Source organism: Roseovarius tibetensis (assembly GCF_050896375.1).
Taxonomy (GTDB): Bacteria; Pseudomonadota; Alphaproteobacteria; order Rhodobacterales; family Rhodobacteraceae; genus Roseovarius; species Roseovarius tibetensis.
In genome coordinates this window covers 1-16,709 of record NZ_JBPBBB010000027.1, presented here as the reverse complement: position 1 = coordinate 16,709, position 16,709 = coordinate 1, and the positions used below count along the sequence as shown (strand labels likewise).

The 16,709-nt window shown below is 64.6% G+C and carries 15 protein-coding genes and 1 other annotated feature; of the genes, 14 read left to right on the top strand and 1 reads right to left on the bottom strand.

Annotated elements, in window-relative coordinates; all coding sequences use genetic code 11:
• Positions 1-6 precede the first annotated feature (6 nt).
• From hisD to ACROSR_RS15025, 5 genes are all read left to right on the top strand, one after another.
• On the top strand, positions 7-1,314 hold the full coding sequence (gene hisD, locus ACROSR_RS15045) for a histidinol dehydrogenase (protein ID WP_432686463.1): 1,308 nt from the start codon (positions 7-9) through the stop codon (positions 1,312-1,314).
• A 250-nt stretch (positions 1,315-1,564) separates the two neighbouring features.
• Positions 1,565-2,440, top strand: a complete 876-nt coding sequence (locus ACROSR_RS15040) for a transporter substrate-binding domain-containing protein (protein ID WP_432686461.1) — start codon at positions 1,565-1,567, stop codon at positions 2,438-2,440.
• 75 nt (positions 2,441-2,515) lie between these two features.
• Entirely contained in the window at positions 2,516-3,166 is a 651-nt protein-coding gene (locus ACROSR_RS15035) for an amino acid ABC transporter permease (protein WP_432686459.1), read from the top strand.
• A gap of 6 nt (positions 3,167-3,172) precedes the next feature.
• Complete coding sequence (locus tag ACROSR_RS15030; RefSeq protein WP_432686457.1) at positions 3,173-3,838, top strand: amino acid ABC transporter permease; 666 nt, start codon at positions 3,173-3,175, stop codon at positions 3,836-3,838.
• Complete coding sequence (locus ACROSR_RS15025) at positions 3,825-4,613, top strand: amino acid ABC transporter ATP-binding protein (RefSeq protein ID WP_432686455.1); 789 nt, start codon at positions 3,825-3,827, stop codon at positions 4,611-4,613. The genes ACROSR_RS15030 and ACROSR_RS15025 overlap by 14 nt, the downstream gene beginning before the upstream one ends.
• Positions 4,614-4,693: 80 nt before the next feature.
• On the opposite strand, the gene ACROSR_RS15020 is transcribed toward ACROSR_RS15025, so the two are convergent.
• The gene (locus ACROSR_RS15020) at positions 4,694-5,494 is read right to left on the bottom strand and encodes an IclR family transcriptional regulator (RefSeq protein WP_432686453.1); all 801 of its coding nucleotides are present in this window, start codon (positions 5,492-5,494) and stop codon (positions 4,694-4,696) included.
• Between the two features lie 171 nt (positions 5,495-5,665).
• Here ACROSR_RS15020 and ACROSR_RS15015 point away from each other — a divergent pair, with 171 nt between their 5' ends.
• From ACROSR_RS15015 to ACROSR_RS14975, 9 genes are all read left to right on the top strand, one after another.
• On the top strand, positions 5,666-7,183 hold the full coding sequence (locus tag ACROSR_RS15015) for an ABC transporter substrate-binding protein (protein ID WP_432686451.1): 1,518 nt from the start codon (positions 5,666-5,668) through the stop codon (positions 7,181-7,183).
• Positions 7,184-7,275: 92 nt separating this feature from the next.
• The gene (locus ACROSR_RS15010) at positions 7,276-8,193 is read left to right on the top strand and encodes an ABC transporter permease (RefSeq protein ID WP_432686449.1); all 918 of its coding nucleotides are present in this window, start codon (positions 7,276-7,278) and stop codon (positions 8,191-8,193) included.
• A 7-nt stretch (positions 8,194-8,200) separates the two neighbouring features.
• Entirely contained in the window at positions 8,201-9,097 is an 897-nt protein-coding gene (locus ACROSR_RS15005; RefSeq protein WP_432686504.1) for an ABC transporter permease, read from the top strand.
• 4 nt (positions 9,098-9,101) lie between these two features.
• Positions 9,102-10,100, top strand: coding sequence for an ABC transporter ATP-binding protein (locus ACROSR_RS15000; RefSeq protein ID WP_432686447.1), 999 nt, complete (start codon positions 9,102-9,104; stop codon positions 10,098-10,100).
• A complete protein-coding gene (locus tag ACROSR_RS14995; protein ID WP_432686445.1) occupies positions 10,097-11,092 on the top strand; it encodes an ABC transporter ATP-binding protein in 996 nt (331 codons plus the stop codon). The genes ACROSR_RS15000 and ACROSR_RS14995 overlap by 4 nt, the downstream gene beginning before the upstream one ends.
• Before the next feature lies 1 nt (position 11,093).
• A complete protein-coding gene (locus ACROSR_RS14990; protein ID WP_432686443.1) occupies positions 11,094-12,671 on the top strand; it encodes a gamma-glutamyltransferase in 1,578 nt (525 codons plus the stop codon).
• On the top strand, positions 12,668-14,053 hold the full coding sequence (locus ACROSR_RS14985) for a M20 family metallopeptidase (RefSeq protein ID WP_432686441.1): 1,386 nt from the start codon (positions 12,668-12,670) through the stop codon (positions 14,051-14,053). The genes ACROSR_RS14990 and ACROSR_RS14985 overlap by 4 nt, the downstream gene beginning before the upstream one ends.
• A 213-nt stretch (positions 14,054-14,266) precedes the next feature.
• Complete coding sequence (locus tag ACROSR_RS14980) at positions 14,267-15,085, top strand: formate/nitrite transporter family protein (RefSeq protein WP_432686439.1); 819 nt, start codon at positions 14,267-14,269, stop codon at positions 15,083-15,085.
• A 218-nt stretch (positions 15,086-15,303) separates the two neighbouring features.
• Positions 15,304-15,360 (top strand) — a sequence feature (sul1 is cis-regulatory element that is thought to sense ions involved in sulfur or methionine metabolism; They are found in Alphaproteobacteria).
• A gap of 66 nt (positions 15,361-15,426) precedes the next feature.
• The coding region (locus ACROSR_RS14975) for a SulP family inorganic anion transporter (RefSeq protein ID WP_432686437.1) at positions 15,427-16,709 on the top strand (1,283 nt) is incomplete at its 3' end.

The window sequence follows — 16,709 nt, the reverse complement described above, 5'->3', positions numbered from 1 at the left end:
GCAACCATGGCCCGAGAGTATCTCAAGACCGCAACGCGGACGCCGGCGTCCGACGACTCTGAAACCCGTGACATCGTGGCCGGGATCCTGAACGACATCGAGAGCGGCGGCGACGCGAAGGCGCTTGAATACGCGGCGAAGTTCGACCGCTATGACGGCAACATCCTGCTGACCGAGGCCGAGATCGCTGCCGCCGCGGCGCAGGTATCGCAAAAGGCCAAGGACGATATCCGTTTCGCGCATGACAACGTGCGCCGCTTTGCCGAGGCACAGCGCGCCACGATCACCGATTTCGAGACCGAGATCGTGCCGGGCCTTGTTGCGGGACAAAAGGCGATCCCGGTCGATGCCGCCGGCTGCTACCTGCCCGGCGGGCGCTACAGCCACATCGCCACAGCGATCATGACCGTGACCACCGCCAAGGTCGCGGGATGCCGGCATGTCACGGCCTGTTCGCCGCCGCGCCCCGGTGTCGGCGTGCATCCGGCCATCGTCTACGCGGCGCATGTCTGCGGTGCCGACCGGATCGTGGCGATGGGGGGCGTGCAGGGCGTCGCGGCGATGACCTTTGGGCTGTTCGGGTTGCCGCGCGCAAACATTCTCGTGGGGCCGGGCAACCAGTTCGTGGCCGAAGCCAAGCGGATGCTGTTCGGCCGCGTCGGGATCGACATGGTGGCCGGTCCGACCGACAGCCTGATACTCGCCGACGGCGACGCCGACCCGCATCTCGTGGCGACCGACCTCGTCAGCCAGGCCGAGCATGGCTACAATTCGCCCGTGTGGCTGGTGACCGACGACCGCGCGCTTGCGACGCGTGTCATGGACCTTGTCCCCGGCCTGATCGACGCCCTGCCCGAGATGAACCGCGAGAACGCCACCGCCGCCTGGCGCGACTATGCCGAGGTGATCGTCTGCGCCGACCGCGAGGAGATGGCCGCGACCTCGGACGACTATGCGCCCGAACACCTGACCGTTCAGGCCGCCGATCTCGACTGGTGGCTGGGCAGGCTGCGCTGCTACGGATCGCTTTTCCTGGGCGAGGAAACCACGGTCAGCTACGGCGACAAGGCGTCGGGCACCAACCACGTGCTGCCCACCTCGGGGGCCGCGAACTATACCGGCGGGCTGAGCGTGCACAAATACCTCAAGATCGTCACCTGGCAGCGCGCCACGCGCGAAGGCTCGAAACCCGTGGCCATCGCCACGGCGCGCATCGCCAGGCTCGAAGGGATGGAAGGGCACGCCCGAGCCGCCGACATGCGGCTTGCCAAGTATTTCCCCGGTGAAACCTTCGATCTGAGCGCGGAGGGCTGACGCATGATGCCGGACCAGAACCGCACCAGTTGCCGTGTCCCATGGCGTGCGAAAGGTTCCGGACCACGGTTTCGTGCAGATATTGACGGGGATCTGCACGTTTGTGCCTTCAGGATGATCGCGATCCGCGACGATGGAGGCGACCCGAGACGAAAAATCCCGTCGGCTCAAGTTCCTGTGGATCGACAGAACCGATCATGCCACAGTTTTTGAGAAAAAACCAAAACCACCAGCAGGAAGGAAAGATCGAATGACAAAATGCACATTGCCCGTATGGGGCCGCCTGAAAAGATACACGCTTGCGCTTGTCGCCGGACTGGCAATCCCCGTTTCGGCGGGGGCGGTCTCGCTCGACGAGATCATGGAGCGCGGCTATATCAACATTGCGACCGAAGACAATTACGCCCCGTTCGAGATCATGAAGAACGGCGAACCCACGGGCTTTACCCATGACGTGGTCGCGGAATTCAAGAACTACGCCGATTTCGAGGTCCGCCAGGAGATCCTGCCATGGTCGGGCCTTCTGGCCGCGGTACGTGCGGGCCAGTACGACATGGCGATCACCGGCTCGATCATCTCGACAGAGCGGTTGCGGGTGTTCGATTTCGGCGTGCCCACGGCCAGTGCGCAGCATTACTACATCAAGCGCAAGGGCGATGACCGGATCACCAGCGTTGCCGATCTCGATGGGCTGACCGTCGGCGTGCAGGCGGGCAGTGTCCTGCTGTCGCGCCTGCCCGAGCTCGAAGCGATGCTCGAGGAAACCGGCGGCAGCCTTGGCGATGTCGTCGAATATACCTCGTACCCGGAAATCTACGAGGACCTGTCGAACGGGCGGCTTGATTACACCGTCAATTCGATCATCTCGGCGAAAAGCGTGATCGCCGAGCGCGGCGACACCTTCGAGATGGGGCAGCCCGTCTCCGGCCCCGGCTTTCATGCCTACCCGGTGCCCAAGGGCAACGAGGAGCTGCTGCAATATATCAGCGAGTTCATTCTGGAACTGCGCGACAGCGGGCGGCTGGCCGAATTGCAGGAAAAATGGTTCGGCGAGGCATTCCCCGACCTGCCGCGCGTGCCCATCACCTCGGTCGAGCAGTATAACGAGCTGACCTCGGTCGAGTGACCGCATACCCCGGCGGTGGTCGGCCCGGCGCCGGCCACCGTCCATGACATTCTCTTGACAGAGTGAGCGACACGCATGGGTGCCGGCGATTTTCAAACCCTTCTCGAAGGGGCATGGGTCACGATCTGGATCTCGGTGATCGCGATCGCCGGCGGCATCCCGCTTGGCCTGCTTCTGGGCCTCGCGCGGATCTCCAAGGTGCCGGTGATCTCGCAGATCGTCACCATCTATATCAGCATCGGGCGCGCCACGCCGCTGGTGACGCTGGTTCTGTTCATCTTCATCGGGCTGCCCACGCTTGGCATCAATATCGACCGCTACACCGCCAGCGTGCTGACGCTGCTGCTCAACACCGCGTGTTTCAACGCCGAGATCTGGCGCTCGGTCTACCAGGCGTTTCCGCGTTCGCAGATCGAGGCGGCCAAGGCCGTGGGCATGACCCGCCCCGCCTATTTCCGCCGCATCATGTTCCCGCAGATGACCTTTGCCGCGATGCCGGGGCTGGTCAATGAGGCGACGCTGCTGGTCAAGGCCAGCCCCGCCGTGGCGGTGATCGGCATCGTCGATCTGACCCGTGTGACCAACCGCATCGCCTCGCAAACCTACGAGCCGCTGCCGCCGATCATCGTCGCCGGCGCGCTTTACATCGCGATCATCGCGGGCATGGTGCGCCTGCAGCGCCGGTTTGAACGCCGGGCAGAGCGTTTTGCCTCGATCGAAGGATAGGCCGCAATGACCGACTGGGAAATCGTCCTGAGCGAATGGCCCCGCTTTGCCAGCGGCTTCGGCACGACGCTGGCGCTGTTTCTGTTATCGACCATCGGCGCGTTCCTGATCGGCATGATCTTCGTCAACATCCTTTACGGGCGCAACCGGATCGCCCGCAAGGCCGTGGGCATCTATATCGACGGCATGCGGATGCTGCCCTTCCTGATCTTCGTCTACCTTCTGTATTACGGGCTGCCGTCGGTCGGGATCAGCATGACCGCGTGGACCGCCGGCATCGTCGGGCTGACGCTGTATCATTGCGCCTATGTCGCCGAGATCCTGCGCGGGGCGTGGTCGCAACTGCCCGCCGGTCAGGCCGAGGCGGCGCGCGCGCAGGGCCATCACGGATACCGCATGTTCGGTCGCATAATCCTGCCGCAGCTTGTGCTGAACAGCGCGCCGATCCTCGGCAATCAGCTGATCTACATGCTCAAGGACACCGCGTTCCTGATGATCATCACCGTGCAGGAACTGACCTATGCCGCATCCTCGGTACAGTCGATGTATTTCGTCCCGCTGGAGCCGTTCGTCGTGGCGCTGCTGCTCTACTGGCTGATGAGCCTGTCGATCGAGGGCGTCGTCCTGATCGTGAACCGATTTGCAAAGGAGAGAGGTCTTGGCGATTCCTGACCCCGCGTCGCACCCCGAAACGCAGACATACGCGCTTGAAGCGCAGAAGATCTGCAAGAGCTTCGGCGCGTTGGAGGTGCTGCACGATGTCGATCTGACGGTGCGGCCCGGCACCACGATGAGCATCCTCGGGCCCTCGGGTTCGGGCAAGTCCACGCTGCTGCGCTGCATCAACTGGCTGGAAACGCCGGATAGTGGCCGCATCCTGCTTGGCGGGGCGCCGGTGGGGCGGCGCCCGGATGGCAAGCTGATGTCGGACCGTGAACTGGCCAAGGTGCGCGCCCGCATGGGCATGGTCTTCCAGGGCTTCAACCTGTGGCCGCATTTCACCGTGCTGCAGAACGTCATTGAGGCCCCGACGCAGGTGTTGGGCATGGCCCGCGACGCCGCGATCGCCCGCGCCGAGGAATTGTTGGACAAGGTCGGTCTCAGCGACAAGCGCGACGTCTACCCGTATTCGCTGTCAGGCGGGCAGAAACAGCGTGTCGCGATCGCCCGCGCGCTGTGCATGTCGCCCGAGGTGCTCCTGTTCGACGAGCCGACCAGCGCGCTCGATCCCGAGCTGATCGGCGAGGTGCTGGCGGTGATGCGCGATCTCGCGGCCGAAGGGATGACCATGGTCGTCGTCACCCACGAGATGAGCTTTGCGCGTGACGTCTGCGAAGAGGTCGTTTTCATGGACAAGGGTCACGTCGTCGAACGCGCAGCACCTGCCGCGTTCTTCTCGGCCCCCGGAACCGAACGAGCCAGGCAGTTCCTTGCACGGTACGCCTGATCGCGCCGCGCCATGTCCCCGGTTCGGCGCGATGTCGTGCCCGTAAGAACCGGAGATCAGTCCGCGCGCGACGGATCGGGTCAAGGCGGGGCGACGCTGCCGCGGGGCGAGCGTGAGAGGTTCGGCGAAATCGCGTTCGCGGTGTCCTGAAGCTTTGGCAGGATTTCGGCGACGATCCTCTCGCGCGTCCATGTGTGCGCCGAGACAGAGCATTGCACGGCGGCAAGCGCGCGCCCGTCATGGCCGATGATCGGGCTGGCCACCCCGATCTCGTTGAGGATCATCTGACCGGTGGATATGGCAAAGCCGTCGCGCGCGGCCTGTTCCACGCTGTCCGCGATCTTGTCACGATCCAGCGTGGTGCTGGGTGTGAACGCGGTGATCGGCCATGTTTCGACGGCGTGGCGCCGCTCGTCCGGGGGGCAGGTCGCAAGCATTGCGCGCCCCGCAGAGGTCGATAGCGCCGGCAGCCGCCGGCCTATGATGGTGGCTGCGAAATAGGTGCGCTTGCAGGGAAGACGGCTGACATAGATGATGTGGTCGCCTGAACGCTCGGTCAGGTTGACTGTCTCGTTTATGTCCTGACTGAGATTTATGAGCTTGGGCATCGCCTGACCGACCAGCGGGTCGGACCAGTAATACGAGTAGGCCATTTCGAGCCACGCATGCGACGGGCGGAAACGGCGCGTGCCGGGGTCCTTGTCGAGCATGCCCTCGACATGAAGCGTGTTGGCAAGCCGCTGCGTCGCGCTTTTGTCAAGGCCGGTGCGCAGCGCGAGGTCGGTCAGCGACAGTTCGGAATGGCTTTCGTCGAATGCGCGCAACAAGCGCAACCCCTTGGCAAGCGAGGCGACGAACAGCGTATCTTGCCTGGTTGTCATGCAGATCTCACAAAAAATTTACCGACCATGCCGCTCGGGACTTGACGAATGTAGTCCGGGCGACGTTAATGCATTAAGGATGCAACTTAATATCGTAATATGATATGTCAAGCAAGATCCGACACTGCAAGACGCGTTACATCCGCGCGTAACCAACACAGGGAGACTTCCATGAAAAAATCCGACCTGACACATGCCATCGCCGGTCTGGCCCTCGTCGCGTCCTCGGGCGCGGCGTTCGCCGAAAAGGCCAACGACACGCTGCGCGTCGCCTTCACCAAGGAACTCGAGAACGTCGACAGCTACTTCAACTCGTCGCGCGAGGGCGTGGTGCTGCAGCGCGCGATCTGGGACGGCCTGATCTACCGCGATCCGGTCACCAACGAGTACAAGGGCAACCTCGCCACGTCGTGGGAATGGATCGACGACACCACGATCGAGTTCAAGCTGCGCGAGGGCGTGACCTTCCACAACGGCGACGCGTTCGACGCCGATGACGTGGTCTACACCGTCAATTTCGTGTCCAAGGAAGAGAACGGCGTCAAGACGCAGCGCAATGTCAACTGGATGGAGTCGGCCGAGAAGATCGACGACTACACCGTGCGCATCCACCTCAAGGAAAAGTTCCCGGCGGCGATCGAGTTCCTGTCCGGCCCGGTCTCGATGTACCCGGCCGACTATTACGCCGAGGTGGGCCCGTCGGGCATGGGTCTGGAGCCTGTCGGCACCGGCCCCTACAAGGCGGTCTCGGTGGTGTCGGGCCAGCATTTCGTGCTGGAGAAATATGACGGCTATCACGACAGCCCCAAGGGCCAGCCGTCGATCACCAATATCGACATCAGCACGATCCCGGATGTCAACACGCAGATGGCCGGACTGTTCAGTGGCACGCTGGACCTGATCTGGCAGGTGCCTGCCGACCAGGCCGAAAAGCTGGCCGAAATGGATCGGTTCACCGTCGCCAACGAATCCACGATGCGCGTCGGGTATCTTTCGATGGATGCCGCCGGTCGTTCGGGCGATACGCCGTTCACCGATCTCAACGTGCGGCGCGCGGTCAATCACGCCATCAACCGCGAGGAACTTGTCGAGGCGCTGCTGAAGGGCAAGTCGAAGCCGATCTACACGCCGTGCTTTCCCAGCCAGTTCGGCTGTGTCGAGGAGGCGGCCGTGCAGTATGACTACGACCCCGAGAAAGCGCGCGCGCTGCTGGCCGAGGCCGGGTATCCCGATGGCTTCTCGACCGAGCTTTATGCCTATCGTGATCGCGAATATGCCGAAGCTATCCTGAGCTATCTCAATGCCGTGGGCATCGATGTCGATTTCAAGTTCCTGCAGTATTCCGCGCTGCGCGAGATGAACATGTCCGGTGAAGTGCCGCTGGCCTTCCTCACCTGGGGCAGCTACTCGGTCAACGATGCGTCGGCGATGGTCAGCCAGTTCTTCAAGCATGGCGCGCTGGATGATGCGCGCGACGATCAGGTTCTGGCCGATCTGGAGATTGCCGACAGCTCGACAGATCCCGAGACGCGTATCGCGCATTATGAAGACGCCATCGAACGCATCACCGAGCAGGCCTATTGGGCGCCGATGTTCTCGTACAACACGAACTACGTGTTCACCAAGGAGGTCGCGTACACACCCACGGCCGACGAGGTGCTGCGCTTCACCACGATGGAGTGGAACTGATCCACGCCACCTGAACGGGGGGCCGTCACCGGCCCTCCGTCTCCCCCGTCGCCCGAGCTTCCAGAGACCCGCCTGACCACGAGGGGCCCTCCGTGCTGTTATTCATCCTCAAACGACTGGGCCTTGCCGTTCTGGTGGCCTTTACCGTGTCCTTCATCAGCTTCAGCCTGCTTTTCCTGGCGGGCGATCCGGCGGCGGCGCTGGCCGGCGAGACCGCCAGCGGCGAGGATATCGAGTCGATTCGCAAGCTTTACGGCTTTGACCGGCCCATGCTGGTCCAGTACGGCGATTGGCTGATCTCTGCCATGCAGTTCGATTTCGGCGAAAGCTACTATTTCCGCCTGCCGGTCGCGTCCCTCATCGCCGACAGGCTGAGCGTGACGATGACGCTTGGCGTGTGCGGGATCAGCTTTGCGTTGCTGACCGCGGTGCCGCTTGGCGTGGCCGCGGCGATCCGCCCGAATTCGATCATCGACCGCGTGGCGCTGTTCCTGTCGGTTGCCGGACAGGCGATGCCAAGCTTCTGGTTCGGCCTGATCCTGATCGTGGTCTTCGCGATCCAACTGGGATGGTTGCCGCCTTCGGGTGCCTCTAGCCCGGCGCATTTCGTGATGCCGACGATCGTGCTGGGGTATTATGCCATGCCCGCCATCATGCGCCTGACACGCGCCGGGATGCTGGATGTGCTGTCATCGGACTATATCCGCACGGCGCGGGCCAAGGGCGCGCCCGAGGGCCGGGTGCTGTTCCGCCACGCGCTGCGCAACGCGATCATCCCGGTGGTGTCGCTGGCCGCCGTGCAAATGGGGTTCATGCTGGGCGGGTCCATCGTGGTCGAGTCGATCTTCGCCCTGCACGGGGCCGGGTACTTGGCCTGGGAAAGCATCGCGCGCAACGATCTGCCGACGGTGCAGGCGCTGATCCTCGTTTTCTCGATGTTCTACATCGTGTTCACCTTTCTTGCCGATGTGCTGAATGCCTGGCTCGACCCCCGGATGCGGAGCAGCTGAGATGACCATGACCGAAACCACCGATCCCCTGTTGCAAGAGATCACCGGCCCGACACCGGGGATGATGCTGCGCAAACGCGTGTTCGGCCATCAGGGCCTGATGATCGGCGCGATCGTCCTGCTGTTCCTGACCTTCGTCGCGATCTTCGCGCCGCTTCTGGCCCCGCACGATCCCTACGCCCAAAGCCTGATGACCCGGATGGAGCCGCCGGTGTTTCTGGGCGGCGACTGGGAACACCCCCTGGGCACCGATCATCTGGGGCGCGACTACCTGTCGCGGCTGATCTATGGCGCGCGTGTGTCGCTGATGATCGGCGTGATCGCCGCGCTCATCTCGGGGGTGATCGGCACCGCCATGGGCGTTGCCGCCGGCTATTTCGGCGGGCGCGTGGACATGGTGGTGACGTTTCTCATCAACGTGCGGCTTGCCATGCCGGTGGTGCTTGTGGCGCTGGCGGTCGTGGCCATTCTGGGCGGCTCGCTTCAGGTGGTGATCGTGGTGCTGGGCCTTTTGTTGTGGGACCGGTTCGCGGTGGTGATGCGCGCCTCGACCCTGCAGGTGCGCAACCGCGAATACGTCTCTGCCGCGCGCGCCATCGGCGCCTCGACCCCGCGGGTGATCCTGTCCGAGATCATGCCCAACATCGCCAACAACCTGATCGTCGTGGTCACGCTGGAAATGGCGCATGCCATCCTGCTGGAGGCGGCGCTGTCGTTCCTGGGGCTTGGCGTGCAGCCACCGACGCCAAGCTGGGGCCTGATGGTGTCCGAAGGCAAGAACATGATGCTGTTCGAGCCGTGGATGGTCGTCATCCCCGGTATCGTGCTGTTCATCCTCGTTCTGGCGATCAACCTGATGGGCGATGGGCTGCGCGACGTCACCGCCCCCGAAAACCGGAGCTGAAATCATGGCGAAACCTCTGCTGAGCGTCCGTAACCTGACGCTTGATATCCCTGTCGGCGGCGGTACCCTGCACGCCGTGCGTGGCATCGACTTCGACCTCGATCGTGGCGAAACGCTGTGCATCGTGGGCGAATCCGGGTCGGGCAAGTCGCTGACCTCGCTGGCGCTCATGGGCCTTCTGGGCAAGACCATCAACAGGTCCGCCGACCGCATGGATTTCGACGGCACGGACCTGTTGCGCGCCAAGCCGCGCACCATGCGGGCCCTGCGCGGGGCGCGCATGTCGATGATCTTTCAAGAGCCGATGACCTCGCTCAACCCCGCATACACGATCGGGGATCAGTTGACCGAGGCGCTTCTGCTGCACAAGCCCGTCGGGCGCGAAGCCGCCCGTGCGCGCGCCGTGGAGCTATTGGAAAAGGTCGGCATCACCGGCGCGGCCAGCCGTCTTGGCCAATACCCGCACCAGCTTTCGGGCGGGCTGCGCCAACGGGTGATGATCGCCATGGCCCTGATGTGCGAGCCGGAACTGATCATCGCGGACGAGCCGACGACGGCGCTCGACGTCACCATCCAGGCACAGATCCTGCGGTTGCTCTACGATCTCGGGCGCGAGATGAACATGGCGATGATCCTGATTACCCACGATCTGGGCGTCGTGGCGCGCGTGGCCGACAAGGTGGCGGTGATGTATGCTGGCGAACTGGTGGAAACCGGCCCGGCAGCCGACGTCTTCAACACCCCGTCGCACCCCTACACCCGCGGCCTGCTGCGCTGCATTCCGCAACCGGGCAAGACCGAGCGGGGCAGTACCCTTGGCACCATCCCCGGTATTGTGCCGTCGCTTGTCGGCGATGTCGAAGGCTGCGCCTTTCGCACGCGCTGCCCGTATGCCGAGCAGGCCTGCCGCGCCGCGATCCCGCGTCACGAGGACGGGTCCCACGCCTTTCGGTGCATTCACCCGGACGGCAAACGCCACGCCGAAGAGGAGGCCCTCGCATGAGCACGCAAACCCCCGCGATCCTCGAACTGCGCAACGTCACCAAGACATACCGGGTCAAGCAGGGTCTTTTCGGCACGTCCCGGCCCCTGACGGCCGTCAATGACGTCTCGCTTGCGCTGCCGCGCGGCGAGGTTCTGGGCCTTGTGGGCGAATCCGGCTGCGGCAAGTCCACGCTGGCCAAGATCCTTCTGGGGTTGGAGACACCGACAAGCGGGCAGGTGCTGGTCGATGGGGAAGAGGTCGCCGTACAGGATCGCATGACGCTGGCGCGCCGTATCCAGCCGATCTTTCAGGATCCCTATTCGTCGCTCAATCCGCGCAAGAGCATCTTCGACATCGTGTCGCTGCCGCTGCGGGTGCATGGCGTGGGGGACAGCGCGCAGTGGCAAAAACAGGTGCGCGATATCCTCGACATCGTCGGGCTGCCCGCGCGGGTGATGAACACCTTTCCCAGCCAGATGTCGGGCGGCCAGCGACAGCGCGTGGCGATCGCCCGCGCCCTCATCATGAAGCCCGAGATCGTGATCTGCGACGAGCCGACCTCGGCGCTGGACGTGTCGGTGCAAAGCCAGATCCTGAACCTGCTGGGCGATCTGCGGAAGGAATTCGGGCTGACCTACCTGTTCATCAGCCACGATCTTGCGGTGGTCGAGCATCTGGCAACCCGCGTTGCCGTGATGTATCTCGGCCGCATCGTGGAAGAGGCGGACGTGGCCGGCCTTTTCGATCAGGCCGCACATCCCTACACGCAGGCGTTGCTGAAATCGGTGCTGACGCCCGAGCCGGGCCTCGGCGTGCCCGACACGCAGCTTGGCATGGCGTATCCCAATCCGATCGACCCGCCCTCGGGGTGCCATTTCCACCCGCGCTGCCCGTTCGCCACGGATCACTGCAAGACCACGGCGCCGCGGCCCGTCGCAACGACGGTCGGTCATGTCGAATGCCACCTGCACGACCCGGACGGGCCGATGTATGACAGGCAGGCGGCCTGACATGTCGGTGAACCTGTCGCGCACCGCGACCACCACCAAGACCGTGATCGAGACCGAACACGGCATCGTTGCCGCCCAGCACCGGTTGGCCGCGCAGGCCGGGGCGGATGTGCTGGCGGCGGGCGGCGACGCGGTGGATGCCGCGATCGCCACCTCTTTTGCCATCGGCGTGCTGGAACCGTGGATGAGCGGCCCGGCGGGCGGCGGCACGCTGATGCTGTGGCGCGCCGAGGACGGCCGCGCGCAGGCGCTCGACTACGGGATGCGTGCGCCCAAGGCCCTTGATCCGGGGGACTACCCGCTGTCGGGCGAGGGCGTGGCGGGTGATCTTTTTCCGTGGGAAAAGGTGACCGGCGACCGCAACGTGCAAGGGGCCACCGCCGTGGCCGTCCCCGGCTTGGTGGACGGCATGGGGCGGTTGCATGCGCGTTACGGTCGCATGCCCTGGGCCGATCTGCTGGCCCCCGCGATAGCGCATGCCCGGCAGGGGCTGCTGGTCGACTGGTACGCTGCCCTCGTCATCGCCTCGACCACCCGTGAGCTGGCCAAGGATGCGGATGCCGCAGCCCTGTTTCTGGAGGACGGGCAGTGGCCGACGATCTCGGGCTGGACGGCGCTGGCCGAAAAACGTCTCGATCAGACCCGCATGGCCGACAGCCTTGACCAGATCGCCCGGCACGGCGCGCGTGCGCTCTACGATGGCGATCTCGGTGCTGCGATGGCCGCTGATGTGCAGGCCAAGGGCGGCTGCCTGAGCCATGACGACCTGCGCGGCTACCATGCCGAATTCCGCGAGCCGCTGAGCGTTCCGTATCGTGACGCGCAGTTTCATGTGCCGCCGGGCCTGACCGCCGGGCCGACCTTCGCCCACGCGATGCGGCTGATGGACGCCCGCGACATGGGCACGAAACCCGACGCTTTCGCCGCCTATGCCGCCGCGCTCAAATCCGCGTATGCCGACCGGCTGGCGACGATGGGCGACACCGGCGAGGATGAGGCGCACTCAGGCTGCACCACGCATTTCTCGGTCGTGGACCGCCACGGCAACATGGTGTCGCAGACGCAAACCTTGCTGTCGATCTTCGGGTCGCGGGTGGTGTCGCCGTCCACTGGGTTCACGATGAACAACGGCATCATGTGGTTCGACCCGGTCCCGGGCCGGCCCAATTCTCTGGCGCCGGGCAAGCGCTGCCTGATGAATGTCTGCCCGATCCTCGGGGATGCGGGCGGCGCGCGCTTCGCCCTCGGCGCCTCGGGCGGGCGCAAGATCGTCTCGGCGATGGTGCAGATGGCGTCCCTCATCGCCGATCACGGCATGGACCTGAACGACACCTTCCACCACCCGCGCATCGACGTGTCGGGCGGGCCGGTGGTGGTTGCCGACGAGACGCTGCCTGACGACGTGCTGGCGCGTCTGCGTGCCGATCATGCCGTGCACACCACCCGGCGCAGCCCCTTTCCCTTTGCCTTCGGCTGCCCCGCCGGGGTCATGCGGCAGGGCCAACACAATACCGGTTGCACCGAGATCATGTCGCCCTGGGGCGATGCCGTTTCAGAAGACCAGACAGGACAGTCATGACCAGAGACGTAGCGATAGAGACGATTTCCGAGTATTTCGACGCCGGCACCTTCCAGACAGATCTTGCCGATCTCGTGGGATACCAGACCGAAAGCCAGAATCCCGATCAGGCCCCCGAACTGGTGCGCTACCTGCAACAGGCGATGCAGCCGCGCCTTGAAGAGATGGGCTTTACCTGCCGCGTGCACGACAATCCCGCGCCCGGCGCCGGGCCGATCTTGACCGCCGAACGGCTTGAGGGGGGCGATCTGCCCACCGTCCTCAGCTACGGGCATGGCGACGTCATCCGCGCCCAGACCGACCAGTGGCGCGACGGGCTGCACCCCTTCACGCTGGTCGAGGAGGGCGAACGCCTGTACGGCCGCGGCACCGCCGACAACAAGGGCCAGCACCTGATCAACATCGCGGCGCTGGAGGCGGTGATCGCGGCGCGCGGGCGGCTTGGTTTCAACTGCCGCATGGTGATCGAGACGGGCGAGGAAACCGGATCGCCCGGCCTGCACGACTTCTTCGCGGCCCATAAGGACGCGCTGTCTGCCGATGTGCTGATCGCCTCGGACGGCCCGCGTCTGCAACCCGAGACACCGACCATGTTCATGGGGTCACGCGGCGGCGTCACCTTTGACCTTGCGGTCGATCTGCGCGAGGGCGCGCACCACTCGGGCAACTGGGGCGGGCTGCTGGCCGATCCGGCGATGATCCTCGCCCATGCGCTTGCCACGATCACCGATGCGCGCGGCCAGATCCGCATCCCCGAATGGCGGCCCGACAGCCTGTCCAACAGCGTGCGCGCGGCCTTGGGCGACCTGCCGATCCAAAGCGACGACGGCCCCGCCATCGACGCCGACTGGGGCGAAGAGGGCCTGACCCCGGTCGAGCGCGCCTATGGCTGGAACAGCTTTGCCATTCTGGCCATGAAAAGCGGCGTGCCAGAGGCGCCGGTCAACGCGATCTCGGCCCATGCCCGCGCAACCTGCCAACTGCGCTACGTCGTCGGCACCACGCCCGAGGACATCATCCCCGCGCTGCGCCGCCATCTGGACGCGCACGGGTTCACGTCGGTGCAGATCATTCCGCATGACCGCGGCTTCTTCCGCGCCACGCGGCTGGACCCGGATCATCCGTGGGTACGCTTTGCCGCGGCCTCGTTGCAGGAAACGGCCGGGCAGGCGCCGCACATCCTGCCCAACCTCGCCGGGTCGCTGCCAAACGATGCCTTTGCCGAGATCCTTGGCCTGCCCACGGTCTGGGTGCCGCATTCCTACCGGGGCTGTTCGCAGCACGCACCGGATGAACATGTGCTCAAGCCCGTCTGCCGCGATGCGTTGCGCCTGATGGCGGGGCTGTTCTGGGATGTCGGTGCAGGGGCCACGCCCCGCTGAGCCGCGATCCGTCGCCCGGTGGACCGTTCCTGCCTGCACGAGTTATCTTTTATCCGTTCTGGATACGGTGTAGATTTTCTCGACAAGCATGCGACCGGCAGATGCCTGACGCGACCGTTCCCCGACGCCGGTGCGACGCGGCGTCGGGGAACGGTCGCGTGGCAACCCACCGGACGGTGCGACAGTCTGACCGGGCGGCGAGGGGGATGACGAATGTCGGATAAAAAAGCGGCGCTAACGTCCGCGACGGGTGACCAGGCGGATGAGTTCGAGTCGGTTCCATCCTCGGTCATCTTCGAGGCGATCCGCCGCGAAGGCGAGCACGAGTTGTCGCGCCCGTTCAGCGCGCTTTGGTGGTCCGGTGTCGCCGCGGGTCTCGCGATCAGCACTTCGGTGCTGTGCAAGGGGCTGCTCGCCTCGATCCTGCCCGATGCCGACTGGTCCGACGGCGTCTCTAGCCTGGGCTACACGGTGGGATTTCTGATCGTCATCCTCGGACGGATGCAACTGTTCACCGAGAACACGCTGACCCCGATCCTGACGCTGTTTCTCGGGCCGACGCGCGGCAATTTCTACCAAACGGCGCGTCTGTGGGGGATCGTCTTCACGGCCAACATGGTGGGCTGCGCGGCCGCGGCGCTGGTGCTGGCCCATGGCCACATCCTGCCGGAGACACGGCTTGAGGGTATCCTCTCCATTTCGCGGCATTACGCCGAGGCAACACCGTTCGAGCATTTTGCCTGGGGCATTCCGGCGGGCTTCCTCATCGCCGCGCTGGTCTGGATCTTGCCGCGCATGCAAGATGCGGGCGAGGTCCTGATGATCGTTCTCATCACATACGTGATCGGCCTTGGGGGGATGTCGCATGTCGTGGCCGGTTCGACGGAACTGTTCATCCTCGTCGCCCGCGGAGAGATCGGGATCGTACCAGCGGTGTTCGGGGGAATATTGCCCGCGCTTGCCGGCAATGTGCTGGGCGGTACCGGCATATTTGCCGCCTTGACCTATGCGCAGGTCCGCGAAGAGATCTGATCCGCGGCCCCGCGTGGTGCGACCGCTTGTCTTGCAGCCCGTGCGTCGCGGTTGTGCGCCGGTGGGCGTGTGCCGCTGCCCGCACGTGGCGTAACCCGCACGTGCCGATTTTCAGGGCGGATCGCGTCGAACCGGCGCGAAATCGGTCCGTTCCGTGCCTCGATCCGCCTATCGGGTTGCCCTTGTCATCGACAGGCCTTACCCGGCGTTGCAGCGAACACGGACCCGGGGGCGATCCCGGGTGGCTCTTCCGGCCGCCGATCCGCCGGACAACGACAGACAATCGTGCACTTGCACACCGGCAGCGCGACACGAGCGCGGTCGGTACCGGATACGTTTACATGATTTCATTCGACGCTTACCGCAGCCAGTGGCTGGGAAACATTCGCGGCGACCTGCTGGCCGGGCTGGTGGTTGCACTGGCCCTCATTCCCGAAGCCATCGCGTTTTCGATCATTGCCGGCGTCGACCCGAAGGTCGGACTGTATGCAAGCTTTTCGATTGCGGTCATCATCGCGATCACCGGCGGGCGGCCCGGCATGATTTCGGCCGCGACGGCCGCGACTGCCGTTCTGATGATCACGCTGGTGAAGGATCACGGGCTGCAATACCTTCTGGCAGCGACCGTGCTGGCGGGGCTGTTGCAGATCGGCGCCGGGGTGTTCCGGCTCGGCTTCATCATGCGTTATGTGTCGAAATCGGTCATGACCGGCTTCGTCAACGCCCTGGCGATCCTGATCTTCATCGCGCAGCTTCCCGAGCTTGATCCCCGCGATGTGACCTGGATCACGTATCCACTGGTCGCTGCGGGACTTGGCATCATCTACGGGCTGCCCTTGTTGACCAAGGCGATCCCCTCGCCGCTGGTCACCATCGTCGTGCTGACCGCGCTGGCCTTCGCGCTCGGGCTCGATGTGCGCACGGTGGGCGACATGGGCGAATTGCCCGACACGCTGCCGATCTTCCTCATACCGCAGATCCCGCTCACCTTCGAGACGTTGATGATCATTCTGCCCTACTCGGTGGCGGTGGCCGTCGTGGGCTTGCTCGAAAGCCTGATGACGCAGAACATCGTCGACGACCTGACCGACACGAAATCCAACCGCAACCAGGAATGCATCGGCCAGGGCGTGGCCAACACCGCGACCGGGTTCATCGGCGGCATGGCGGGGTGTGCCATGATCGGCCAGTCGATCATCAACGTGAAATCGGGCGGGCGCGGGCGCCTGTCGTCGTTCGCGGCCGGGGTCTACCTGCTGTTCATGGTGGTGGTGCTGGGCGATCTGGTCAGCATCATCCCGATGGCCGCACTGGTGGCGATCATGATCATGGTCGCGATCGGCACATTCTCGTGGTCCTCGATCAAGGCGCTGCGCGTGCATCCGCGCTCGTCGTCGCTGGTGATGATCGCCACGGTCGTGACCGTGGTCTACACCCACAACCTTGCCATCGGCGTGCTGGTGGGCGTGCTATTGTCGGGCATTTTCTTCGCGGGCAAGATCGCGCAGCTTTTCCGCGTGACGACCGATATCAGCGCCGATGGCCGGGTGCGGACCTACCGGGTCGAGGGACAGCTGTTCTACGGCTCGGTCGAGGATTTCATGACCGCCTTCGACTTCAAGGA